Here is a 23,488-nt window from a genome sequence, read left to right on the forward strand (position 1 = left end):
CCTCAGAGCCATCGTCACTCAGACCGCCTGATCCCCTTCAAGCGATCGCCCTGCGCCGCTCGGGTTCAGGCCGGCAGGGTCAGCCCTTCGCGGGCGAAGACGGCCCGCACCGCCGGTCGCTCGGCGACCCGGCGGGCATGGGCGTGCCAGGCCGGGAAGCGCTCGGCCATATCGAACTTGAGCGACGCGCCGGACGCCCAGACCCAGAAGACCATTAGGTAGGCATCGACGACGCCGTACCGATCCCCCACCGCCCAGCCGCCGTTCGAGAGGTGGACCTCGGTCATGGTGCAGAGGTCGCCGTAGGTGTCGGCGGCCTTGTCGCGGATGCCTGGAAAGGCGTCCTCGTCGGCGGTATAGCGCTCCGGCCGGCGGACATGCGCGTAGGCGACGTGGTGGTTGGCGGCGAGCCAGCCGAGCCACTCGTCGGCCCGGGCCTGCTCGCGCAGGTCGGTGGGCCAAAAGCCCTTCTCGGGCACGGTGCGGGCGACGTGGCGCAGGATCGCCGCGCATTCGGTCAGCACCCAGCCGTCCTCGACCAGGGCCGGCACCCGGCCGCGCTCGTTGATCGCGAGGTATTCCGGCGCGCGTTGGTCCCCCGCCGCGAGGTTGAGCTTGACGCCCTCGAACGACAGCCCGGATTCCTCCAGGATGATGTGGGCGGCCAGCGAGCAGGCGCCGGGGGCGTAGTAGAGGGTGCGGGTGGTCATTCGGAGTTCTTACCGTTGCTGCACTGAGGGGGCGTCCGCACCGTCGAAAGTCAGGCCGAGAAGACTACGCAACTTGCCGCGCACTTCGGCGACAACATCGTCCGGTGCCGACCCGAGGCTTCTGAGGATCCGGGTCGCCCGGTCGATCGAACGGACTTGATCGACCAACACGGCGCCTTCGACGACCAGACCAGCTGGCAGGAAGACTTTGGTTGGCCATGGATGCGGGTTACGCGTGATCGGGCATATGATCACCCGGCGCGTCAGCTGGTTCATGTCCGGGTCCGATACGACGAGCGCCGGCCGGATACCGTTCTGCTCGGTGCCGCGGACCGGTTCGAGATCGATCAGAAGCAATTCGCCAGGATGCGGCTGCCAATCAGTACGGATCGTTGGCGTCATCGATGATCTCGGAACCGCGATCGGGCCCCCAATCGATAGTTTCAGGCTCCGCCTCCGGCCCCAGACGCCGCGCCTCAGAAATCATCTCGGCCAACGTATAAACGGGCAACCCGTCAACGTACCGACGCCCGGTCCATTGCTTGGGCTCGACCTTCGGCCGCCCCTTCGAGATGATCTCGACGGTCTCACCCTCGCGGATGCCGAGTTCCTCGGCTTCCGCGCTGCTCAGCCGAACGGCGAGATCATCGCCCCAGCGAATCACCTTGGCTTCCATCGCACCGCCTCCCGCGAGGACGCCGGAGCATAGCAGATCCGGGCCGCCGCTTCCTACAGCGGCTCCGAACCCCGCCCCATGGCGCTGATGCCGGTGCGGCAGATCTCCACCAGCCCGATGACGCTCATCAGACGCACGAACCGGTCGATCTCCTCGGTGGCGCCGGTCAGCTCGAACACGAAGGAGTTGAGCGTGGCGTCGAGCGTCTTGGCGCCGAAGGCGGCGGCCAGGCGCAGGGCCTCGCTGCGGTGCTCGCCCTCGCCCTTGACCTTCACCAGGCAGATCTCGCGCTCCAGAGCATTGCCCTGGAGCGTCAGGTCCACGACCCGATGGACCGGCACCAGCCGATCGAGCTGCGCCTTGATCTGCTCGATTACTGCGTTCGTGCCGGTGGTCACGATGGTGATGCGCGAGATATGGCGCGCCTCCTCGGTCTCGGAGACGGTCAGGCTCTCGATGTTGTAGCCGCGGCCGGAGAACATGCCGGAGATGCGGGCGAGCACGCCGGGCTCGTTGTCGACGATCACGGCGAGCGTGTGCCGGTTCACAGGCTCGACGCGGCCGGCATCGGGGTAGTGGGTGTTCATCGCGTTCATCGCCGGCTTCGTCCTCGTCCAGTCCTGCTTTTGGCGGCGATCCGAGCGCGCCGCCGCCCATGCGGCGGGCAGCGGCCCCGAAGGGCCGCCGCCAAGCAACCTACACCAGCATCTTGCCTTCCTCGGAGATCACGTCGCCGAGTTCGACGCCGGTCTCGCCGAGGTAATCGGACAGGAGCATCTCGTTATGCGCCTTGCCCGAGGGGATCATCGGGAAGCAGTTCTCGGTCTTGTCGACGATGCAGTCGAACAGCACCGGCCCGTCATAGGCCAGCATCTCCGCGATCGCGCCGTCGAGGTCGCCCGGCTTCTCGCAGCGCATGCCCTTGGCGCCGTAGGCCTCCGCCAGCTTAACGAAGTCCGGCAGGCTCTCGGAATAGCTCTGCGAGTAGCGCGAGCCGTGCAGCAGCTCCTGCCACTGCCGGACCATGCCCATGTACTCGTTGTTCAGGATGAACACCTTGACCGGCAGCCGGTACTGAACCGCGGTCGAGAGCTCCTGCATGTTCATCAGGATCGAGGCCTCGCCGGCGATGTCGATCACCAGCCCCTTCGGGTGGGCGAGCTGCGTACCGATCGCCGCCGGCAAGCCGTAGCCCATCGTGCCGAGGCCACCCGACGTCATCCAACGGTTCGGCTCGTCGTACTTGAAGTACTGCGCCGCCCACATCTGATGCTGGCCGACCTCCGTGGTGATGTAGGTCTCGCGGTCCTTGCAGGCCTCGTAGAGGCGCTGCACAGCATATTGCGGCTTGATGATCGTCCCCGACGGCCAGTAGGCGAGGCAGTCGCGCGCCTTCCAGGCGCCGATCTTCTGGAACCATGGGTCGAGGTTGGATTTCTCCGGCCGCGACGGCAGGGCACGCCAAGCTTCCAGCATGTCGGCCAGAACCGAGGCGCAGTCGCCCACGATCCCGACATCGACCTTCACCACCTTGTTGATCGAGGAGGCGTCGACGTCGATGTGGATCTTCTTGGAGAACGGCGAGAACGCATCGAGCCGGCCGGTGATCCGGTCGTCGAACCGGGCGCCGACGCAGATCATCACATCGCATTCGTGCATCGCCAGGTTGGCCTCGTAGGTCCCGTGCATGCCGAGCATGCCCAGGAACTTCGAATCCGTGCCCGGATAGGCGCCGAGCCCCATCAGGGTCGAAGTGACCGGGAAGCCGGTCTCGGCGACCAACTCGCGCAGCAGCCGCGAGGCTTCGGGGCCGGAGTTGATGACGCCGCCGCCGGTGTAGAAGACCGGGCGGCGCGCGGTTGCCATCAGCTCGACCGCCGCGCGGATCCTGTCGCCGTCGCCCTTGACCGCCGGACGGTAGGTCTTGTGGCTCGCGATCTCCGGGCGCTCGTAGAGGCCGGAGGCGAACTGGATGTCCTTGGGCAGGTCGACCACGACCGGGCCGGGCCGGCCGTTCGCGGCGACGTAGAACGCCTCGTGCAGGATCCGCGGCAAGTCCTCGATCGATTTGACCAGGTAATTGTGCTTCGTGCAGTGGCGCGTGATGCCGACCGTGTCGCATTCCTGGAAGGCGTCGGTACCGATCAGATGCGTCGGAACCTGCCCGGTGATGCAGACGAGCGGGATCGAATCGAGCAAGGCGTCGGTGAGGCCGGTGACGATGTTGGTGGCGCCGGGCCCCGACGTGACCAGCACGCAGCCGACCTTGCCGGACGAGCGCGCATAGCCCTCGGCCGCGTGGACCGCGCCCTGCTCGTGCCGGACCAGCACGTGCTTCACCGCGTCCTGGTGGAACAGAGCGTCGTAGATCGGAAGTACGGCACCGCCCGGATAGCCGAACAGCGTGTCCACGCCCTGATCCCGGAATGCCCGGATGACCATCTCGGCCCCGGTCATGACCTCGCCGCCCATGCTCTCCTCCTCCGCTCCCCGGATCGTCGGCGGCGTTCGTGCGCCGCCGGACGGACCGGTTCCTGTCGTCCTGCACCTTCGTCACGCGAGGCGGCATCCGCCTCGCTCGAAGGTCCTGTGGTCGTCGTTATCTCGAACGCGTGGATCTCGTTGGTCGTGGTGTGTCACCGGGCAGCGGGCAATAAAAAAGGGCCCCGAGGGACCCTGCATGCGCCACCGCTCGGATTGCGGCCCTGGTTTAGGGCCGCCCCGTCGGTGACGCTTCCGCTACAATAAGAACCGCGTTCATCGGATATCCGAACCTGCCTCGCGGCGATCGATGAATCCGGGATCGGATTCAAGCCATTCGCACGTGAAGTGTTGGGCCTCATACCGGAGACCTGACACTCGGTCAACGCGTAAGCCAAGGATCGGCCGCGCGCTCAGTGCAGGGGCGGCGGCCGGCGGCGCACCCAGTTGCTCGCCGCGTCGTAGGCCGCGCCGAGCTGGAGGCAGGCGAGTTCGCCGTGGTTGCGGGCGACGATCTGGATGCCGGTCGGCAGGCCGGCGTCTCCGAAGCCCGCCGGGACGTCGAGGGCCGGCAGGCCGGACATGGTCACCGGGACCACAATCTGCATCCACCGATGGTAGGTGTCCATCGCGTGGCCGCCGACCTCCCGGGGCCAGCGCAGGCCCTTGTCGAACGGAAAGACCTGCGCGCTCGGCATGACCAGGTAATCGTAGTTGTCCATGAAGCGGCGGACGGTCTCGTACCAGCGGGTGCGCCCCTCCAGGGCGGCAACCACCTGATCGGCGGTGAGCGCAAGCCCGCGCTCGGCCTCCCAGATCGCCTCGGGCTTCATCTGCGCCCGGTGGCCGGGCTCGTCGTAGAGCGGCCGGAGCGCGGCGGAGACCGACAGCGCCCGCAACGTCAGGAAATCGCGCCAGAGCTGCTCCATGTCGAACCGCGGCGCGGCCTCCTCGACCACGCAGCCGATCTCCGCGAAGGTCGCGAGCGCGGCGCGGCCGAGTTCGAGCACCCCGGGATCGAACGGGATCTGGCCGTCGAAATTCCCGAGCCAGGCGATCCGCGTCCCGCGGAAATCCCGGGCCAGCGGGCTCGCGAAGGCCGACGGGTCCTGGCGGATCGTGTTCGGGCAGCGGGGATCGTAGCCGGCCTGGACCGACAACATCAGGCCGATATCGGCGGGGCTGCGCCCGATCGCACCGAGCACCGATAGGCCCGGGCTGAACACGTCCTTGGTCTCGACCGGGATCCGGCCCCAGCTCGGGCGCAGGCCGTAGCAATTGTTGAAGGCCGGGGGGTTGCGGAGCGAGCCGCCGAAATCGCTGCCGTCGGCCACCGGCAGCAGCTTGAGCACGACCGCCACAGCGGCCCCGCCGCTCGATCCGCCGGCGCTCTTCTCCGGATCGTAGGCGTTCCCGGTCACACCGTAGACCGGGTTGAAGCTGTGCGAGCCGAGCCCGAATTCGGGAATGTTGGTCTTGCCGATGAAGATCGCCCCGGCCGCGCGCAGCCGGGCGACCATGATCGTGTCCACTTCGGCAATCCGGTCGGCGAAGATGGGCGACCCTTGCGTGAACGGCAGCCCGCGCACCGCATCGAGATCCTTCACGGCGAGCGGAAACCCGTGCAGCGGCCCCACGGCCTCGCCGCGGACGAGCGCGGCATCCCGCGCCTCCGCCTCTCGGAGGAGCGCCGCGTCGTCCTGGAGCCCAACGATGGCGTTGACCTGCGGATTGAGCCGGTGGATCCGCTCCAGGTACGCCCGCATGACCTCGACGCAGGAGACGACCCGGCCGCGAATGGCGGCCGCGAGATCCACGGCACCAAGCGCCGTGATGCCGTCCTGTCGCTCATCCTGCATGGTCGATCGTCTCCCTATCGCGGTCCGCGCCGGCATGGCCGAGGCTTGGTGAGGTCGATCACACGTTTTGTCGCGTGCGACGGTCTACCACTAGCGATAGTTGGGGAGACAAGAGATGTGCAGGGATTCGGCTGACGTTCAAGCGGCCGGCGTCGCGCGCGCAATGCGCGGTCGTTCCTGATCCCGTCCCCAGGCTCAGCACCGTCATTGCGAGTATAGCGAAGCAACCTAGGGCAGCGCGCGCTCACGGAATCTGGCGTTTCCCTGGGTTGCGCCGCTACGCTCGCAATGACGGTGGGGCCGGTGCGAACTCCTACCGGCGCCTTATCAGACCACCGCCCAAGGCAGCGTCTCATCCCCGCGGAACACCACCACGGCGGTGTCCTCCACGGCCACCGCCTCGATCACGCGGCTCTCCCGCCGCTCGAGGGTGACCGTGGCGGCGTTCGGCTCCAGCCCGTGGAACCGCGCCCCGTTCAGCGATGCGAACGCCTCGAAACGGTCCAGCGCGCCCTCCTCGTCGAAGACCTGCACGTAGGTCTGAAGCGCGCTTGGCCCGCAGAACACGCCGGCGCAGCCGCAGGAGGCCTCCTTGGCGCCGCGGACATGCGGGGCGGTGTCGGTGCCAAGGAAGAAGCACGCCTCGCCGGAGGTGGCGGCCGCACGCAGCGCCAGGCGGTGCCGCTCGCGCTTGGCCACCGGCAGGCAGTAGAGGTGCGGGCGCAGGCCGCCCTGAAAGATGTGGGTGCGGTTGATGACGAGGTGGTGGGGCGTGATCGTCGCCGCCACGCGGCTCCGGTTGGCCCGGACCACGTCGAGGATCTCGGCCGTGGTGGCGTGCTCGACGGTGACCTTCAGGCCCTGGTGCCGGGCGAGCAGCGGGATCAGGCTGCCCTCCATGAACGCCGCCTCGCGGTCGAAGATGTCGATCTCCGGATCGGTCGCCTCGCCGTGGATCAGGAGCGGCATGCCGATCCGCTCCATCCGCTCCAGCACGGGCGCGAGCCCGATCAGGTCGGTGACGCCGGCATGGGAATTCGTGGTCGCGCCGGCCGGGTAGAGCTTGGCCGCGATCCAGACGTTTTCTGCAAAGCCCCGCTCGATCTCGTCCGGATCGGTGTCGTCCCGCAGGTAGCAGGTCATCAGCGGGGTGAAATCGAGGCCGGCGGGCAGCGCGGCCAGGATCCGCTCGCGATAGGCGCGCGCGGCCGCCACCGTGGTCACCGGCGGGACCAGGTTCGGCATGATGATGCCCCGGGCGAACTGGGCCGCCGTGTAAGGCAGCACCGCCTTCAGCATCGCGCCGTCGCGCAGGTGGATGTGCCAGTCGTCCGGCCGACGGATGGTGATCCGGTCGGCCGCGATGGAAGCGGGCGGCTGCGCGGCGGGGAACAGGTCGGCGACGCTCATCGCTTTCGGCTCCTCAGCCCTGACCGAAGGAGGAGATGCCGCCGTGGGCCGACGACCATTCGGCCGGCGCGTTAAGGAAGCTCTCGACCTCGGTCAGCGTCTTCGGATCGAAGGTGCCCATCTCCTTGGCGACCGCCAGCACGTCCCACCACGTAGTCAGGTAGTGCAGCTTGATCCCGGTCTCCTGCATCAGCGCGGCGCTGCCGGGGAAGATGTCGTAGTAGAACAGCACGAAGCAGTGATCGACCTGGGCGCCGGCGTCCCGCAGGGCCTGGCAAAAGTTCACCTTGCTGCGCCCGTCGGTGGCGAGATCTTCCACCAGCAGGGTCCGAGCGCCCTCCACCACCTCGCCCTCGATCTGGGCGTTGCGGCCAAAACCCTTCGGCTTCTTGCGCACATACTGCATCGGCAGCATCAGCCGGTCGGCGATCCAGGCGGCGAACGGGATGCCGGCGGTCTCGCCGCCCGCGACATGGGTGAGCGACTCGTAGCCGATCTCGCGCACGATCGTGGCGGTCGCGAAATCCATCAGCGTCGCGCGCAGGCGCGGGAACGAGATGATCTTGCGGCAGTCGATATAGACCGGGCTGGCCCAGCCCGAGGTGAACTTGAACGGCTCGTCCTTGTAGAAATGGACGGCCTGGATCTCCAGGAACATCTTGGCCGCTTCGCGGGCGATGATCGTCCGGTCGATGGGCAGGAACGACGTGGTCATGCGGCGTGCGCGCTCCGCTGGGTGCGCTCACCGCCGGAGGCCGGGCCGAGGAGCGCGAGGATGGGAAGGCCTGACCGGTCTCCTCCGCCCTGTCTCCGCCAGCGTCAACCCTGAAGCCGACGCTATCCGCCTCTCAGGCCGCGCCGGCCTTGGCTCGCAGCTGCGCCAGGTGCCGGATCGCCAGGGCGTAGCCGTGCGTCCCGAACCCGGCCAGCACCGCGGTCGCGGCGAGCGAGATGTAGGAATGATGCCGAAACGCCTCGCGCCGGTGGACGTTCGAGATGTGGCACTCGATCACCGGCACCTCGCAGGTGTTGAGCGCATCGAGGATCGCCACCGAGGTGTGGGTGTAGGCCCCGGCATTGATCACGATCCCGGCGGACCCGACCCGGAACGCATGGATCGCGTCGATCAGCACGTGCTCGGCGTTGCTCTGGCGGAAATCGATGCCCAGCCCGAAGCCGGCGGCTGTCTCGCGGCACAGGGCCTCGACATCGGCCAAGGTCTCGCGCCCGTAGATCTCCGGCTGCCGCTTGCCGAGCAGGTTCAGGTTCGGCCCGTTCAGGACCAGGATCGTGTCAATCATCGTGTTCCTCGCCGCCCCACGTGGCCGGCACCGAAGCCTCAATGCACTGAGACCTCACTCGCTTGCTCCCCCTCGCGCCCTCATCCTGAGGCGCGAGCGCAGCGAGCCTCGAAGGAGCCATCGAGGACTCGCCCGGCAGACTGGAGACCTCCTTCGAGGCGACCGCTGCGCGAACGCGCCTCAGGATGAGGGCACGGGTTGCTTCGCCCCGTTGTGGCCGTGCGGGGGGCAAGGGTCAAACTGGCTCTCGCATGCGCCTGTCACCCGATGGGCGATGTTCCGTACAGAGACCGTCTCATCCGCCCAACAGGTTCAGTTTCGCGGCGCGCGCCGCTATCCCGGGTGCGACCGCGAATAGAAATCAGGGAGGACACGCCATGGCAGGATCCCGCAGCGCAACGCCCGTGGTGATCGCGGTGGCGATCACCGGCTCGGTGCCGCGCAAGAAGGACAACCCGGCCGTGCCGGTCACGGTGGCCGAGCAGATCGAGTCGACGCAGCAGGCCTTCGAGGCCGGCGCGACGCTGGCCCATATCCACGTGCGCAACGACGACGAATCGCCCTCCTCCGACCCCGACAAGTTCGCCGCCGTGCAGGAGGGGCTGCGCACGCACTGCCCCGGGATGATCGTGCAGTTCTCCACCGGCGGCCGCGGGCGCGATCCCGCCGCCCGGGGGCTCTCGCTGAAGCACCGCCCCGACATGGCGTCACTCTCCACCGGCTCGGTGAACTTCCCGACCATCGTGTACGAGAACGGCGCCGGCCTGGTGACCGATCTGGCGAGCCAGATGAAGCAGCACGGGGTGCGGCCGGAGATCGAGATCTTCGACCTGTCGCACCTGCACGGTGCCAAGAGGCTGGTGGAGGCGGGCCTGATCGACGCGCGCCCGCACGTGCAGTTCGTGATGGGCGTCCAGAACGCGATGCCGGCCGAGGAGCACCTGCTCGACATCTTGCTCGCCGAGACGCGGCGGATCCTGCCCGACGCCACCTGGACCGCCGCCGGGATCGGCCGCAACCAGGCGGTCGTGATGGAGTGGGCGCTTGCCCGCGGCGCCGATGCGGTCCGCACCGGCCTGGAGGACAACATCCGGGTGACGAAGGACCGGCTCGCGGCGAGCAACGCCGAGTTGGTCGGCCTCGCAGCCGCGGCGGTCCGCAGCCACGGCCGCAACGTCGCCAGCCCCGCCGAGGCGCGGGCCGCACTGGGTCTGGGCTGAACGGAATCATATTCCGCACCCCCGTCTTGGACCGCGTCAAATCTCGTTGGCCGACAAGCGATCACTCGCGAAGCCTTTCGGGCATCACGGCTTCCGGGCGACGATGGCGTGCAGTCTACCGACGGAGCGGTCCTGATCGACGAGGAAGCCAATCGCCTGCAATTCCTTCGCCACGGCAGCAGGCTGAAGCCGCAGCTTCCGATAGCTGCTTTTGCGCAGCGTCCAACCGTCATTGTCGCGGATATGGATGATATCGGTCACGACGACGCTTTCAGGCTCGTAGTCCAGTGCGCAGACCATCAAACGCTGGTCGTCCGCCCGAACCGGAATGAAGCGATCTAATCCTGTCAGTTCGAGCGAAAGATCGCGAAACGTCAGGACCAAACGACCTGTCACACGTAGCACGTCATGCGCATCGCGGAAGAGCTTCGATACGTCGCCGCGATCGTCGAGATGCGTGAGGGTATCGCCCATACATACAATCGCATCGACGCTTTCGCGCTCAACCAATGTCGCGAAGCTGCGCATATCGGCCAATCGCGGTTCGATAGGAGTTCCCGCTCTAAGAGCATTCAATTCATCGAGCAGAGCGCGACAGTTATCGATTGCAATAACTGATTCGAAGCCGAGATCGCTGAGAGCAAAGCTCTGGTAGCCAGGCCCGCAACCGAGATCGATGGCTCGACCATTCGTTCGTGAATATATTCCAAGATCCCAAAGCAGATTCCGCTGCTCGGAAACCTTTTCAGCGAACGATGAACCGTTCATCCATGAGTAGTGATCTGCAAGAAGATTGTCGTAATGGGCTTGCACATGGCTCATCAGAAGCTCCGTGCCAGGCTTTTTCGAACGCATTACATTCGTTCAGGGCTGCTTGTCGAGATTGCGTTCCGAGAGCCGCGTATCTCCCAGCGCCTTTCAACCGATCGCCGACACGGCCCAGAAGCCCATCTTCTCACGGGCCGGACGGCGTGCTAACGGTCCGCCCGCGCGGGTGTAGCTCAATGGTAGAGCAGCAGCCTTCCAAGCTGAATACCCGGGTTCGATTCCCGGTACCCGCTCCACGCCGTCTCACCATCTGAAGCCGCCGGCAGCGGCAGGATATCGGATCGGTCGGCGCGGGCCTCCCAGCCGCGGACGCCCTCAACGATCCATCGCAAAATCCCGCTCGCGGAAACGCTCTCGGTCGATGGTCGCGCCCGACCGTCGGACCTGTGAGGGCGTGAGGCCGAAGCGCTTGCGGAACGTGCGGTTGAAGTAGGACAGGTCGCCGAACCCGACATCGAAGGCAATCTCGCTCACCGGCCGGGCATCCTCGGCATCCGTCAGGCGCTGCATCGCCCGGTCGAGGCGTCGGGCGAGGACAAAGCCCGAGAAGGTCTCACCCTCTGCCTGAAACATCGCCTGGACCTGCCGACTGGAGATCTGCTGGGCTTGCGCCACGGCCTCCAGGCTCAGGTCCGGCCGGCCGAGGCGCTGCTCGACCTCAGCCTTGAGCGCCTGGATTCGCAGGTCGCGCCGACTCGGGCCGGGCGCGGAAATCGCGGGGCCCGGCTCGCGCACGATGAAGGCCAGCAGCTGCGCGAGGTGCTCGCGGACGAGATCTGCGATGCCCGGGGCGCCCACGGGGATCAGGCCCCGCAGGAGGCTCGCGCCGTAGACGGTCAGCGTCTGCAGGCCCGGATGGTCCCGCCCGATCCGCCGGATGTGCCCTGTCTCCAGCGCGGCGAGGGGACCGGTCAGCCGCTCCCGGTCGATCGCCAGGAGGTCGATCCGGTCGACGCCCAGCGCGTCGAAGAGGGCGCCCCGGCTCGTGGCTACCAGCAGTGCGTCCCTGGAGCAGCAGGCGACCTTGCACCCGCCCTGGGTCACCTCGAGTCGCCCGATTGCGGGCCGCACCAGCAGCAGGCGCTCGCCCGGGCCCTCGTCGCGCCAGGAGCGGGACGGCTCGAACACCGAGGCGATGCCGAGGTCCGGAACGATGCGAATCGCCGTCCGGCCCCGGAACGGGAGGGAATCCGAGTCCTCGCGCGTCTCCGGGACGATGCCGGCTGCCGCCCCGCGGGTCGCAGCCTGCACTGCGGCGCTCATCGCGGCGTCCATACCGGGCCCCTCGTCGGCGTGGCGACCAGGCAACGTCGTTTCGTCATCGCGCCCCCTCGCCGCGTAGCTGCGCAGCAGTCCGTACTCTTGCGCGCCCGAGTCCAAGCGGGAGCGAAATCATCATGTTAGAGCGGCCTAGAGATGTCGAGACTTTATGCATCCTCGACCAATCGTCTCGGCGCTGAAAGTCGCGATAATATCGATTTAGACAAATTTTAAACTGGGCGGACGCCGATGTCTCGCGTTCTCTACACGCAGAATCCGGCCCGGCAGTTTTGGAAGGCGTCCCAACGCGGACGCGCAGGGGTGGGTCTGACAAGCATGCGTACCATTCGTCTCGTCGCGATCCTCGGTGCGGGGACTGCCCTGGCCGGGCCGGCCCGGGCCGAGACCGCCGCACCCGTCGTCGCCCTCGACGAAATCTCTGTGACGGCCACCCGCGCGCCGCGCCGGATCGAGGACGTGCCGCAGAGCGTCCAGGTCGTCGACCGCGACCAGATCCGCCAGCAACTCGCCCTGACCTCAAGTCCCTCGGCCGTGCTCTCGAAGCTGGTGCCGGGATTCTCGGTACCGAACGGCACGATCTCCAGCGCCTCAGAAAGCTTCCGGGGCCGCAACCTCCTGGTGCTGATCGACGGCGTGCCGGTGAATACGCCGCTGCGCGACGTCTCGCGCATCCTCAATCTGATCGACCTCAATTCGGTGGAGCGGATCGAGGTGGTGGCCGGCGCCTCCAGCCTCTACAGCGCGGGCGCCACCGGCGGCACCGTGAACTTCATCACCCGGCGCCCGACGGACGGGGCTCCGGTCGTCACGGTCAACACGGCGATCCGGACCTTCACGGCCGACCCGGTTCACGGCGTCGCGCCCGAGACATCGATCAGTGTGACCGGCAAAGTGCCGGACGGCGTCGATTACGCGTTCACCGGCTCCGGTCGGTTCGCCACCCGCACCTTCGACGGCAAGGGGCGGGAATTGCCCTCCGACGGTCAGCTCGGCCAGGGCGGTGCCGACCGCTTCCAGCTCGGCAACATCAACCTGCGGCTCGGCTACGACCTCGATCTCACCAAACGCGTCGAGTTCGGCCTCACCCAGATCCTGCTCAACCAGGATCCGCGCTACCTCACCGATTACAGCGGCTCCTTCGCCCGGCCCGACTACGCGCGAAGCTATATCGGCCTGCCGGTCGCCGAGGATACGCGCTCACTGTACCTACGCTATACGGATCGGGATACGCCGCTCGGCAGTTTCTCGATCCTCGGTTTCTACAACGACATCAACAAGCGCTTCAATTATTCGCAGTTCGCCTATCCGGCCAACCCGTTCGTCACCTACTCGTTCATCCCCACCGCGCCCACGAGCCTGGCCAACCAGACCGCGCTCGCCACCGAGCGCGGCGGCATCAACCTCACCCTCGACACCGACCTGAGCGTCCTCCTGCCCGGGCTGAAGCTGACCTGGGGCTCCGACATAATCTCGGAATCAACCCGGCAGCGGGCGCGGGACGGCACCGACGTGTTCACGCCCCTGCAGCAGAACAGCTACGCCGGCTTCGCCCTGCTCCAGCTGCCGATCGGCGAGCGGCTGACCGTACGTGCCGGCATGCGCTACGAGCACTTCGACCTCGACGTCGCGGGCTTCACCCGGCCAACGACCTTCGCGGCAAGCGCGGCGCGCAACGCCCTGGGCTACTCGACCTTCGTGCTGCCAGCCCTCAACGTCACCGGCGGCAAGTTCTCCTACTCAGCCCCGACCTTCAACGCAGGCGCGACCTTCAACCTGCTGCCGGGCATCGACCTCTACGGCGGCTTCAGCCAGGGCTACGCGCTCGCCGATATCGGCGCCTTCACGCGCCGGGCCGGCCTGTCCCTCGCCTATGCCTGCCCGATCTCCCGTCCGTTCTGCCTGCCGGCGGGCACCACCATCGCGTATTCCAGCATCGCCCCGCAGGCGCAGATCGTGAACTCCTACGATTTCGGCGTCCGCGGCCGGAGCGGGATCTTCTCCGGCAGCCTCGGCGGGTTCGTGTCGACCTCCGACGACGGCACGACGTTCGACCCGCTCACCAACAAGCTGAGCCAGCAGAAGGAGATGATCTACGGGGTCGAGTTCACCGGGAACGCGCAGGTCACGGAGCAACTGAATCTCGGCACCGTACTCGGCTACCGCGAGGGCCGCTACGACACCAACAAGGACGGGCGCCTCGACAGCTACCTGCCGAACAACCGCATCGGCGCCCCCTTCCACGGCACGCTATCGGGGACCTACCTGTTCGCGAACGGCGTCTCGCTCCGGGTCGAGGGTGAGGGCTTCAGCGGCCGCGACGCCCGCATCGACCTCATCGGCACCCGCTTCCGCTTGAAGGACGCCTTCACGGTGAACGCCGCGTTCGGCGCCCCCCTGGCCGGGGGCGAGCTCTACGCATCCGTCGATAACCTGTTCGACCGTGCCTACTGGAATCCGACCGCGACCTCGGTGCGCAACCTGACCGTCTTCGGGCTCGGGCGCACCGTCACCGTCGGCTACCGCAGGACGTTCTGAGGGATGGTCGCCCTCGAAGAGGCCGACGACCTCATGGTCCTGCGCTATCTCGGTCCAACCGAGCCGGGCGACGAGACCGCCTACCTCGACGCCCTGGAGCAGGTGGGCGCACGGACTGAGCCGTTCGCCCTGATCCTGGTGCTCGGCGGCGTCGGCAAACTTTCGGCGGCTTCCGAAAAGGCCCAGGCTCTCTGGTTCAAGCGCACGCGCGCCGACCTCGAGCGGCACTGCCGCGGCCTCGTGATCGTGCGGCCGGGCTTCGAGGAGGCGGGCGCCGACGTATTCCGCCGGCTCTGGAACTTCCCGATCGAGATCGCCCCCGACGAGCCGGCCGCCCGGGCCTCCGCACGGGCCTATCTCTCATGAGCGCCGCCTCCTCGGCACCCGCCGCCGTGGCCGTCACGGCCGACGGGCGGCGCGAGCGGTACTCGCTCTTCGTGGTGCTCGCCGCCCTCTACATGGCGCAGGCGATCCCCTCCTACCTGATCGCCGCTGCGCTCCCGCCGATCATGCGCGAGGCCGGCGTGTCCCGGGCGGGGATCGGCTATCTGAGCCTCCTGTTCCTGCCCCTCGTGCTGAAGTTCCTCTGGGCGCCGCTGATCGACCGTGTGCGGCCCTTCGCGCGGGCGCACCGGGCGGGGTGGGTGGTGATGACCCAGGTCGGCGTGATCGGTTGCATCCTCGCGATGCTGCCGCTCGGCCCCACCAACGTGCCCGGGATCATCGGCGTCGGCTTCCTCGCCGCGCTGCTGATCGCGACGCAGGACATCGCCACCGACGGCTACGCCGTGAAGCGGTTGCGGCCGGAAGATCGCGCCATCGGTAACGCCATACAGGGGGGTTCGGTCGCCCTCGGGGTGGTGGTCGGCGGAACGCTGAGCCTCGTCCTCTACCATCATGTCGGCTGGACCGGGATGCTGCTGAGCGCGGCGGCCTTCTCGGTGCCGCCGCTGCTGGCCGCCTTCGCCATGCGCGAGGAAGCGCCCGAGACCGGCGCCACCGCGCCGCGGCCCTCGATCCGGGCCTTCCTGCGGCGGCCGGAGGTGCACACCATCCTGTGGGTGGCGCTCACCTACCGGGTGAGTGAGGGGCTCGTGAAGGCCATGGAGGGCGCCTACCTGGTCGATGCGGGCGTACCCCTCGACCGGATCGGCTACCTGTCCGGCGTCTCGGCGATGACCGCGGGGCTCGCCGGCTCCGGCGTCGCAGCGCTGCTGGTCCGCCGCTACGGCACGGCCGCGACCCTCGGCCTGCTGGGCGGGCTGCGGACTCTCTGCTTCGCCCTGTTCACGGCGCATGCCTTCGGGGCTGTCGTCGGCCTGTGGCCTCTGTTCGGCGCGGCAGGGTTCCAGACCCTGATCCGCTACATGGAGATCGTGGCGCTCTACAGCCTGTTCATGGCGGTCTCTTCAGCGGAGCAGCCGGGCACCGACTTCACGATCCTCGCCTGCGCGCAACTCGTGGTCTACCTCGTCGGCTCACTGATCTCGGGCAAGCTCGCCGACCTCCTCGGCTACGGCGCCCTGTTCGGGCTCGCGACGTTCCTTTCCGGCCTCGCAACGATGGCGACCGTCCGGCTGCTCGGGACCGGCCGCACCGGTCAGGCCACCGGATGACGGGGGTCGTCCGGGCGAAGCCGCACGGCGGCAACGATCAGGGCAAGGCCCAACGTCGCGCAGGTCCAGAACGGCAGCGCGGGCGCGATCCGGAACGCCGCGCCGCCGCAGAGGGCTCCGATCCCCTGGCCGAGCACGTGGACGCTCGCGAGCCAGCCGGCGGCCGCGGCCTGGGCGTGCCCGGGCATCCGGGCGACCAGGGCGGCGGTGTAATGCGGGGTCGCCAGGGCAATGCCGGCGCCCACCACGACCGTCCCGAGCACGGCGACCCAGGCGGCGGGAGCACAGGCGGTCACGCCTGCACCCGCGGCGAAGCCTGCAAGCCCGAGGCTGAGATTGCGCCGCAGGTTCGGGCCGAGGCGCGGCACCAGGACGAGTTGCGTCAGGATCATCGTCACCGCGACGAGCGCGAAGGTCGCGCCGGCAAGACCTGCGGCGCCCGGCGCGTCGAGGTTGAAGCGCTTCTGCAGGAACAGGCCGAGCACGATCTGGATCTGGCCGAGGCCGAGGGTCAGGGCGAAGCCGATCCCCATCAGCGGTGCGGCCGCGCGCAGGACGCCACCGCGATCCGCCCCCGCCGCCCTGGCGCCAGGGCTGCCGCCCGGGAGGTCGGGCGCGGCCAGGAGCAGCAACGGGCTCGCCGCCAGCACCGCCAGGGGCGCGGCGGTCCCGAACACCCCGACGCCCATCGCCAGCGAGCCGAGGATGCGCCCTGCCGAGAGTCCGGCACCGAGCCGGCCGAGCGCCGCCGGGCGTGCCGTTTCCGCCACCGACCCCAGCACGGCAGCCTGGGCATGCGGCATCACCCCGGCGGCTCCCGCTCCGTAGGCGATCCGCGAGGCGACGAGCAGCACCAGGGCTCCAGCGACGGGCAGGGCCGGCACCGTCAGGGCCAGGGCGAACAGACCATGGCCGAGCGCCATCAGGGCGGCCAGTGCCGCGAACAGCCGGCGCAGACGCAAACCGGTCCCCCAGTTCCCCCAGGCCGGCGCGCAGACCAGGAATGCGACCGCCCCGGCGAAGGCGACGCCCCCCATCGCGACCGCATCGAGCCCTGTGCGCTCGGCTACCACGGGGACAAGGGCGAGCACGGCCGATTGTCCGAACCCCACCGAGGCCGCGGCGAGAGATAGTCGCCCGGCCACTCCAGACCCGGGAGTGCGCACATCGATCCGAACCATGACACCTCCGTCCGCGCACGGATCTTATTGGCGCGATAACCGGCATGGCAACCTTCACACCATAAATTTAAAATAGTTCTATAGTATTAATCATCTATTGCGCCCCATTTTTCTTTTGTCTATTGGCAATGCCGCGATATGAAGAGGGTCGTATGGTTGAAGCCGACATCTCATGTGCCGACGTTGCTTCCCAGGTATCGGTGCGCAGCTTCCTGAACAGCCTGATGCGGGAATGGGCCGGCTGGACTCTGGCGACCGCCGAGGCGCGCGAAGACGATCCGACGCGTCCCGTGTTGCGGATTTCGCTGCCGAGCCGAGCTTCGGTGATCGAGATCGCGGTCACCCATGTCTCGTCCGTCGGCCAGCACATGTTCAGGCTGCCGTTCCGCGAACTGCGCCCCGGCGAGCCGCCCCGCATCATGGCGTTGGCGGCGTTCGCGGCAGCGGTGGCGAACGAGCCGGCCATCGTCGGACCGGCAGCACCGCAGGCCGCGCCGATTTTCCTGCGCCGCCTCTTTCAGAGCCTCGCCACCGTCGAAGACATCCTCGTCCGCGCCCCTGCACCGGGCATCTTCCTGAGCCGCGACCCGAGCTTCCGCGAGGCCGAGCGCGCGCTCCGGTTCGGCCATTCCGTGCATCCGACCCCGCGCAGCCGGGACGAGTTCACGCTGGCCGATTCCCGCGCCTTCGCGCCGGAATACGGTCGGGGCTTTCCCTTGCGCTGGTGGTCGGCCGCGCCGGAGACGGTCGTCCAGGGTTCCTCGCGGGCAACGAGCGCAGCGGACCTCTGCGCGGACCTCGCCGCTGAAGATGCCGGCTTCGATCCGACGATATTCGCCGCGAGCGGGGGGCGCGTGCTGCTGCCGGTCCATCCGTGGCAGGCGGCCCGCCTCGCGCTCGATCCGGAGATCGACGCCCTGTTCCGCACCGGCCGCCTGCGCGACCACGGCCATGCCGGCGGGCCGTGGTACGCGACCACATCGCTGCGCACCCTCTACGCACCGGGTGCGCGCTTCATGCTCAAGCATTCGCTGAGCCTCAGGCTCACAAATTCGCTGCGCCTCATCAAAAGCGTCGAGTGCGCGCGCGGCCTCGTCGTGGATGGGGTGCTGAACGGGCCGGTCGGCGCCGAGATCGCCGCGCGCTGGCCGAGCTTCCACGTCCTCGGCGAGCCGGCCTATCTTGCGCTGCGTGGCGCCGATGGGGCCGCGCTGCCGCAGACGTTCGTGGCATTGCGGGACAACCCGTTCCACGGGGCGGACGAGCGGCCGGCCGCGGTGCTGGCCGCTCTCTGCGAGATCTATCCCGATGGGCGGGGCAGCGGGCTGGCCGACACGATCCTGCGCATCGCCGGCCGTAAGGACGCGGACGGCGATGGCCCGGTCGAGGCCGTTGCCCTGCGCTGGTTCGAGCGCTTCCTCACCGTCACGGTCGGGCCGATCCTCGAGATCCAGTGCGCGCTCGGCCTTCTGTTCGGCGCGCACCAGCAGAACCTGGTCCTCGAACTCACGGATGGCTGGCCGGTCCGGACCTTCTTCCGCGACTGCCAAGGTACGGGTTTCGTGCGTGAATTCCTTCCGGCCCTCCGCGAGGCCGCCCCTGGGCTCGACCTCGAGGCCGGGCACCTCCTGACCTCCGGGGAGGCTGCGCGGGTCATGGCCTACTACCTCGTGGTCAACAGCGTCTTCGCCGTCATCGGAGCCATCGGCATCGCCGGCCTGGCGCCGGAGGGCGCCCTCATCGGGGCCCTGCGCCGATTCGTCGAGGCGCTCGCCGGGAAGGACCTCCGGGACAAGACCTGCCTGCGCCTGCTGCTCGACGCCCCGGCCCTGGGCAGCAAGGGCAACTTCCAGATCTGCTTCCGTAACCTCAACGAGAACACCGACGTGACCGACCCTCTGGCGAGCTACGTTGACCTTCCGAACCCCCTCGCGGCTCCGTCCGCCCGCGCAGGCGCCCGGCCATGACGGTGCGCGCCCGCATCGATGCCGCCGCCGGGACGGCGCTGGACGGCTGGACCGGGACGAGCCGCCACTGGGCCGCCACCGGCGACGATTTCGTGATCGAAAGCCTGCCGTCCGATGCCAGCAGGGTCCGGCTGACCTTATCGCGCGGCGGCGACCCGATCGCGGAGGCCGAACTGCGCTCCGGCGCGGACGAAGCTTTCCTGGCGCTCACCGGCTCGGCCGGCCGTCATCCCGCCGACGCGCCGGTCGTGGCGGCCCTGGTCGAGGCCGCGTTCCAGCGGTGCCCGGAGGCCGGGCGGCTACGTGTCGCCGGCCTCGGCAGCGCGGCGTCCCTGCGCGCACTGGCGGCGCAGTCTGAGGGTGACCCGGCCGCGCCCGACGCGGTCGTGGAGCGCGCGCTGTTCTATCAGCTTCCCCTGCTATGGCTGGCAGCCGGAACGCGGGCCGCCTACCCGCTGATCCGCTCGCGGATCGGGCCGCAGGACCGTCTACCGCCCCTGCGACCGCCGCAGCCGAACGGCTCGTTTTACCGGCGTTGGCTGCCGCAGCTCGGCACGACCCTGTCGTTTCGCGCCATAGACCGGCGGCACGATCTCGGCCTGTTCCACGGCTGGATGAACCAGAAGCGCGTCGCCTATTACTGGGAACTCGCGCAGAGCGAGGCGGAGTTGGACCGCTACCTCGCCGACCAGGAGGACGACCCGCACCTGTTCGGGGTGATCGGCAGCTTCGACGACGTACCGGTCGGCTATTTCGAGTTCTACTGGGCCAAGGAGGATCGGCTCGGTCCCTATTACGACGCCGAGGATTTCGACCGCGGTTGGCACGGGCTGATCGGCAACGTCGCGCACCTGGGACGGCCGAAGACCCTCGCCTGGTTCAGGGCCATCACGCACTACCTGTTCCTGGACGAGCCCCGCACCCGGCGGATCATGGGCGAGCCGCGGGCCACGCATCGCAAGATGCTGAGCTACTGCGGGGATGCGGCCTACGAGACGCTGAAGGAGTTCGACTTCCCCCACAAGCGCGCGGCCCTGGTCTGCTGCGAGCGCGAGCGCTTCTTCCGCGAGGTTCCCTTGTGAGCGCCGGACCGTTGCCGGGCGGCGCGGCCGTGACGGCGCCGCTCTGGCTCGATCTCAATCGTGCGCTCATCGCCAAGACGATCTCCGAACTCGCGTTCGAGGAGGCGTTCGCACCAGAGCTGGCGGACCGGACCGGTACGCAGTGGCTGCTGCGCCTTGACGGCGGGATCGCCTACCGCTTCGCGGCCGAGCGCCGGATCTGGGGCAACCTCGCGATCGATCCGTCCAGCCTGTTCCGCATCGCGGGTAACAGGGTTACCCCGGCCGGCGACGCGGCCGGGTTCCTGGTGGATGCGAGCCGTACGCTCGGGATAGAGTCCGCCACCCTCTGCGTCTATGCCGCCGAAGTGCTGAGCACGCTCACGGCCGATGCCCGCATCGCGGCGATCGGCCGGGACATGACGGGGCCGGATCTGCTCGCTCTGAGCGACCGCGTCCTGCAGGCCTATCTCGACGGCCACCCAAAGGCCCCCGCGAGCAAGGGGCGGATCGGCTGGGGTCTGGCCGACTACGAGGCCTACGCGCCGGAATTCCAACCCGAGATCCGGTTGTTCTGGGTCGCGGCAGACCGGACAGCCTGCCGCCTCAGCCTGGAGCCCGGCCTCGCCGAGGCGGACCTCGTGGCCGACGCCCTCGACGGGCCGGAACGGGCGCGCCTAGCGCAGGCCTGCGCCGCACGCGGGGCCGATCCCGCGACCCATCTGCTCGTGCCGGTCCATCCCTGGCAGTGGGACAACAAGATCGCCCTGCATTTCGCAGGCGAGATCGCGGCCGGGCGCCTCGTCCCCCTGGGGACCTTCGGCCGCGGCTACCGGCCCCAGCAATCGCTGCGGACGCTCGCCTGCGCGGATGCGGACGGCCGCCTGGACGTGAAGCTCGCGCTCACGATCCTCAACACCTCGGCCTGGCGGGGCGTGCCGGGCAGGTACATGGAGATCGGACCGGCCTTCTCGGCTTGGCTGGCGGACAAGGTCGCGCGCGACCCGGCGCTCGCCGGCACCGTGATCCTGCGGGAACGCGCAGGCGCCTTTTATCCGCACCCCGTCTACGAGCGGATCGCGGATGCGCCGTACCAGTACCGTGAGATGCTGGGCGTGATCTGGCGGGAGGGCATCGCCGGCCGCCTCGGACCCGGCCGATCCGCTCTCATGATGGGCGCGCTGCTGAAGGCGGATGCAGCGGGCCGCCCGCTCGTATCCAGCCTGATCGCCCGGTCCGGCCTCGCCCCGGAGGCGTGGCTGGAGCGGCTGTTCGACCACGTGGCCGTCCCACTCTACCACTTCCTCTGCCGCTACGGCGTCGGCTTCATCGCCCACGGTCAGAACGTGACGCTGATCCTGGAGGACGACGTGCCCTGCGGCGTCGCGCTGAAGGATTTCCAGGGCGACGCCGATCTGGTGGACCAGGACTTCCCCGAGGCCGCAGACCTGCCGGACGGCGTGCGCGAGACCCTTCTGCGGCGGCCGGCCGCGCACCTGCTGCAGCACCTACAGACCGGCCATTTCGCCAGTCTGCTGCGCTTCGTGTCGGATGCGCTTCTGCGCAGCGACGGCCTTCCCGAGGCCGCCTTCTACGGAGCGCTCGCGCGGGTTTTGCGCCGCTACCACGCACGGCACCCCGACCTCGCCGACCGGTTCAGCCAGTTCGAGCTGTTCGCGCCGACCGTGCCGCGGATCTGCATCAACCGCGTCCGGCTCAGCCTCGGCTACGGCGATTCCAATCTGCGACCGGTGCCGCGGCTCGGCAGTCCGCTGATCAACCCGCTCCATCGCGCGGAGGCCTCCATCCCCCGGGAGGCCGGCACCGGGCACGACGACAGGGCAGGCATACAGGCAGGAGCCCGCGCATCATGAGCGACCACCCCCTCGACCTCGCCGGCATCGGAATCGGCCCGTTCAATCTGAGCCTCGCGGCGCAGCTCGACGCGGTCGGCGACCTCGACGCACGGTTCTTCGACCGGGCGCCGGCCTTCGACTGGCACCCGGGCATGATGCTTCCGGACGTCGCGCTGCAGACCTCCTTCCTCAAGGACCTCGTCACGGCGGTGAACCCGACGAGTCCCTGGAGCTTCCTGGCTTACCTCGTGGCGCAGAAACGCTTCTACGAGTTCCTCAATGCCGAGTTCGAGGCGGTGCCGCGCCGGGAATTCGCGCAGTACCTCGCCTGGGTCGCGGCTCGGCTGCCGAGCCTGAGCTTCGGCACCGCGATCCGTGAGGTCCGCTTCGAAGGACGCGACTTTCGCCTCGACGGCGACCGGGGGACCGTGCGGGCGCGTAACCTGGCCCTCGGCGTCGGACTGCAGCCGAGCCTGCCCGCCTTTGCGGAGAAGCTCGACCCGCGCGACCACGTCCACAGCTCTCAGGTCGCCTTCGCCCTCGATCGGTTCGCAGGCCGGCGGGTGGCGGTGATCGGCGGCGGGCAGAGCGGCGCCGAGATCGTGCTGAACCTGTTGAACCGGGGATCGGACGCGCCGGCTGCCGTTACCTGGATCAGCCGTCGCCCGAATTTCCAGCCGATCGACGCAACCCCGTTCACGAACGAGCTGTTCACGCCCGGCTACGTCGAGAGCTTCCACACCCTGCCGGATGCCCGCCGCCGCTCCACGGTGGCACGCCAGAAGCTCGCCGGTGACGGCATCTCGGCCGCGACCCTGCGGGCGATCTATCGGCGCCTCTACAACCTGCGGCACCTCGCCGAGGCCCCCCTCTCCACGAGCCTGCTGCCGCACCGCACCGTGCTCGATGTCGACCGGATCGGCGGCTACCGCCTCATCATGCGCAACGGCTTCGACGGAGGCATCGAGGTTGCGCATGCCGATTTCGTCATCCTGGCCACAGGCTACCGATACGCGCTGCCAGCCTGCCTCGATCCGCTGCGGGACCGCCTCGTCCTCGACGCGGACGGCCGGCCCGAGATCGGTTCCGACTTCGCCGCGACGTGGGACGGTCCGGCGGGCCACCGGCTCTTCGTCCTCAACGGCGGCCTCGTGAGCCACGGCATCGCGGAGCCGCAGCTCAGCCTCATGGCCTGGCGCAGCGGCGTCATCGTCAACGCCTTGGCGGGACGCACGATCTTCGAGACCAACCTGCCGTCGCCGCCCCTGGCTTGGTCGACGTCCCAGCCGAAGCAGATGTCGCACGAAGGCGAAGGCCGCCCTTAGAGCCCTTCCCGCTCGCGTTGCGATCGGGGACAGCTCTTAGTCCTTGAAGCAACGCGCTCGCTCGCGCCGAACCGGGATCCCCTGCGGCAGCGAGCGCTCCAAGTTCGGATCACCGCGATCCGGTTGATCGCGCGTGACGAACGCACGCGGACGGCCTGCGCTTGGCCTTCGCCGTTCCGGG

Annotated in this window: 20 protein-coding genes and 1 tRNA gene; 9 read left to right on the forward strand and 12 right to left on the reverse strand. The window is 68.6% G+C overall.

The annotated features are described in order from the left end of the window. Window positions 1–65 precede the first annotated feature (65 nt). The 9 genes from MFF40_RS21985 to aroQ form a co-directional block, all read right to left on the reverse strand. On the reverse strand, window positions 66–710 hold the full coding sequence (locus tag MFF40_RS21985; RefSeq protein ID WP_147854031.1) for a glutathione S-transferase family protein: 645 nt from the start codon (window positions 708–710) through the stop codon (window positions 66–68). A gap of 9 nt (window positions 711–719) precedes the next feature. Further along, the gene (locus MFF40_RS21990) at window positions 720–1,112 is read right to left on the reverse strand and encodes a type II toxin-antitoxin system PemK/MazF family toxin (RefSeq protein WP_147897685.1); all 393 of its coding nucleotides are present in this window, start codon (window positions 1,110–1,112) and stop codon (window positions 720–722) included. Beyond that, entirely contained in the window at window positions 1,090–1,386 is a 297-nt protein-coding gene (locus tag MFF40_RS21995) for an AbrB/MazE/SpoVT family DNA-binding domain-containing protein (protein ID WP_147854029.1), read from the reverse strand. The genes MFF40_RS21990 and MFF40_RS21995 overlap by 23 nt, the downstream gene beginning before the upstream one ends. A 53-nt stretch (window positions 1,387–1,439) precedes the next feature. Further along, on the reverse strand, window positions 1,440–1,982 hold the full coding sequence (ilvN, locus tag MFF40_RS22000) for an acetolactate synthase small subunit (RefSeq protein ID WP_058193937.1): 543 nt from the start codon (window positions 1,980–1,982) through the stop codon (window positions 1,440–1,442). 100 nt (window positions 1,983–2,082) lie between these two features. Beyond that, window positions 2,083–3,858 carry an acetolactate synthase 3 large subunit gene (locus MFF40_RS22005; RefSeq protein ID WP_147854028.1) on the reverse strand — a complete coding sequence of 592 codons (1,776 nt, stop codon included), beginning with the start codon at window positions 3,856–3,858 and terminating at the stop codon, window positions 2,083–2,085. Between the two features lie 422 nt (window positions 3,859–4,280). Beyond that, the gene (locus MFF40_RS22010; RefSeq protein WP_238262234.1) at window positions 4,281–5,726 is read right to left on the reverse strand and encodes an amidase; all 1,446 of its coding nucleotides are present in this window, start codon (window positions 5,724–5,726) and stop codon (window positions 4,281–4,283) included. A gap of 327 nt (window positions 5,727–6,053) precedes the next feature. Beyond that, on the reverse strand, window positions 6,054–7,136 hold the full coding sequence (pyrC, locus tag MFF40_RS22015) for a dihydroorotase (RefSeq protein ID WP_147854026.1): 1,083 nt from the start codon (window positions 7,134–7,136) through the stop codon (window positions 6,054–6,056). Window positions 7,137–7,149: 13 nt separating this feature from the next. Continuing rightward, the gene (locus MFF40_RS22020) at window positions 7,150–7,851 is read right to left on the reverse strand and encodes an orotate phosphoribosyltransferase (protein ID WP_147854025.1); all 702 of its coding nucleotides are present in this window, start codon (window positions 7,849–7,851) and stop codon (window positions 7,150–7,152) included. A 133-nt stretch (window positions 7,852–7,984) separates the two neighbouring features. Continuing rightward, entirely contained in the window at window positions 7,985–8,437 is a 453-nt protein-coding gene (aroQ, locus tag MFF40_RS22025; protein WP_147854024.1) for a type II 3-dehydroquinate dehydratase, read from the reverse strand. Window positions 8,438–8,814: 377 nt separating this feature from the next. Here aroQ and MFF40_RS22030 point away from each other — a divergent pair, with 377 nt between their 5' ends. Then, window positions 8,815–9,657, forward strand: a complete 843-nt coding sequence (locus tag MFF40_RS22030; protein WP_147854023.1) for a 3-oxoadipate:acetyl-CoA acetyltransferase — start codon at window positions 8,815–8,817, stop codon at window positions 9,655–9,657. Window positions 9,658–9,741: 84 nt separating this feature from the next. On the opposite strand, the gene MFF40_RS22035 is transcribed toward MFF40_RS22030, so the two are convergent. Next, complete coding sequence (locus tag MFF40_RS22035; RefSeq protein WP_238262236.1) at window positions 9,742–10,479, reverse strand: class I SAM-dependent methyltransferase; 738 nt, start codon at window positions 10,477–10,479, stop codon at window positions 9,742–9,744. 168 nt (window positions 10,480–10,647) lie between these two features. Here MFF40_RS22035 and MFF40_RS22040 point away from each other — a divergent pair. Continuing rightward, window positions 10,648–10,721: transfer RNA gene (locus MFF40_RS22040), tRNA-Gly, on the forward strand. 79 nt (window positions 10,722–10,800) lie between these two features. On the opposite strand, the gene MFF40_RS22045 is transcribed toward MFF40_RS22040, so the two are convergent. Continuing rightward, entirely contained in the window at window positions 10,801–11,748 is a 948-nt protein-coding gene (locus MFF40_RS22045) for a helix-turn-helix transcriptional regulator (protein ID WP_187277672.1), read from the reverse strand. 333 nt (window positions 11,749–12,081) lie between these two features. Here MFF40_RS22045 and MFF40_RS22050 point away from each other — a divergent pair, with 333 nt between their 5' ends. Genes MFF40_RS22050 through MFF40_RS22060 form a run of 3 tightly spaced genes read left to right on the forward strand, consistent with a single transcriptional unit; the run spans window position 12,082 to window position 15,917 of the window. Then, complete coding sequence (locus tag MFF40_RS22050; protein WP_147854020.1) at window positions 12,082–14,301, forward strand: TonB-dependent receptor; 2,220 nt, start codon at window positions 12,082–12,084, stop codon at window positions 14,299–14,301. A gap of 3 nt (window positions 14,302–14,304) precedes the next feature. Next, window positions 14,305–14,667, forward strand: a complete 363-nt coding sequence (locus tag MFF40_RS22055) for a hypothetical protein (RefSeq protein WP_147854019.1) — start codon at window positions 14,305–14,307, stop codon at window positions 14,665–14,667. Continuing rightward, window positions 14,664–15,917, forward strand: coding sequence for an MFS transporter (locus MFF40_RS22060; RefSeq protein ID WP_147897679.1), 1,254 nt, complete (start codon window positions 14,664–14,666; stop codon window positions 15,915–15,917). Before MFF40_RS22055 ends, MFF40_RS22060 begins: the two co-directional genes overlap by 4 nt. Here the strand turns inward: MFF40_RS22060 and MFF40_RS22065 are convergent. Then, window positions 15,902–17,098 (reverse strand): MFS transporter, encoded by a 1,197-nt coding sequence (locus tag MFF40_RS22065; RefSeq protein ID WP_147897678.1) that lies wholly within the window; start codon window positions 17,096–17,098, stop codon window positions 15,902–15,904. The two genes, MFF40_RS22060 and MFF40_RS22065, sit on opposite strands and share 16 nt — an antisense overlap. A gap of 200 nt (window positions 17,099–17,298) precedes the next feature. On the opposite strand from MFF40_RS22065, the gene MFF40_RS22070 reads away from it, so the two are divergent. Genes MFF40_RS22070 through MFF40_RS22085 form a run of 4 tightly spaced genes read left to right on the forward strand, consistent with a single transcriptional unit; the run spans window position 17,299 to window position 23,307 of the window. Further along, window positions 17,299–19,065, forward strand: a complete 1,767-nt coding sequence (locus MFF40_RS22070; protein ID WP_238262240.1) for an IucA/IucC family protein — start codon at window positions 17,299–17,301, stop codon at window positions 19,063–19,065. Beyond that, the gene (locus tag MFF40_RS22075) at window positions 19,062–20,147 is read left to right on the forward strand and encodes a GNAT family N-acetyltransferase (RefSeq protein ID WP_147897677.1); all 1,086 of its coding nucleotides are present in this window, start codon (window positions 19,062–19,064) and stop codon (window positions 20,145–20,147) included. Before MFF40_RS22070 ends, MFF40_RS22075 begins: the two co-directional genes overlap by 4 nt. Next, window positions 20,144–22,000, forward strand: a complete 1,857-nt coding sequence (locus MFF40_RS22080) for an IucA/IucC family protein (RefSeq protein ID WP_238262242.1) — start codon at window positions 20,144–20,146, stop codon at window positions 21,998–22,000. The genes MFF40_RS22075 and MFF40_RS22080 overlap by 4 nt, the downstream gene beginning before the upstream one ends. Beyond that, window positions 21,997–23,307, forward strand: coding sequence for a lysine N(6)-hydroxylase/L-ornithine N(5)-oxygenase family protein (locus tag MFF40_RS22085; protein WP_147854839.1), 1,311 nt, complete (start codon window positions 21,997–21,999; stop codon window positions 23,305–23,307). The genes MFF40_RS22080 and MFF40_RS22085 overlap by 4 nt, the downstream gene beginning before the upstream one ends. Window positions 23,308–23,488: the final 181 nt, after the last annotated feature.

The sequence above is a fragment of the Methylobacterium mesophilicum genome (assembly GCF_022179445.1).
GTDB classification, from domain to species: Bacteria; Pseudomonadota; Alphaproteobacteria; order Rhizobiales; family Beijerinckiaceae; genus Methylobacterium; species Methylobacterium mesophilicum.